Origin of the sequence: Paraburkholderia sp. BCC1886 (assembly GCF_900996245.1) — a bacterium.
Taxonomy (GTDB): domain Bacteria; phylum Pseudomonadota; class Gammaproteobacteria; order Burkholderiales; family Burkholderiaceae; genus Paraburkholderia.
The window spans coordinates 1-552 of sequence record NZ_CAAJGK010000088.1; the positions used below are offsets into that span (position 1 = coordinate 1).

The 552-nt window shown below is 63.0% G+C and carries 1 pseudogene; it reads left to right on the forward strand.

The window, feature by feature from the left end:
- Positions 1–552: pseudogene (locus FQ746_RS28540) on the forward strand (electron transfer flavoprotein subunit alpha/FixB family protein); the annotation flags it as partial.

Genomic DNA, 552 nt, shown 5'->3' on the forward strand with positions numbered 1-552 from the left:
CAATGCGTCGATCAAGCCGGCGACGTTGAACACCATCGCCGCTGCGCAGAAAATCGGCGGTGACGTTCACGTGCTGGTCGCGGGTCACAACGCTCAGGCTGCAGCAGATGCAGCAGCGAAGATCGCAGGCGTAAGCAAAGTCCTGCTGGCCGACGCACCGCAGCTCGAAGCCGGCCTCGCTGAAAATATCGAGGCGACCGTGCTGAACATCGCGAAGGATTACACGCACATCCTCGCGCCCGCTACGCCGTACGGCAAGAACATCGCCCCGCGTATCGCCGCCAGGCTCGACGTCGCGCAGATCAGCGATATCACTGCTGTTGATAGCCCTGACACGTTCGAGCGTCCCATCTACGCCGGTAATGCAATCGCCACCGTGCAATCGGCTGACCCGATCAAGGTCATCACGGTCCGCACGACCGGTTTCGACGCGGTCGCAGCCGAAGGCGGCAGCGCGACGGTCGAGAAGATCGAAGCCGCAGCCGACAGCGGCATCTCGCAGTTCGTCTCGCGCGAAGTGACGAAGCTGGACCGTCCGGAACTGACGTCGGC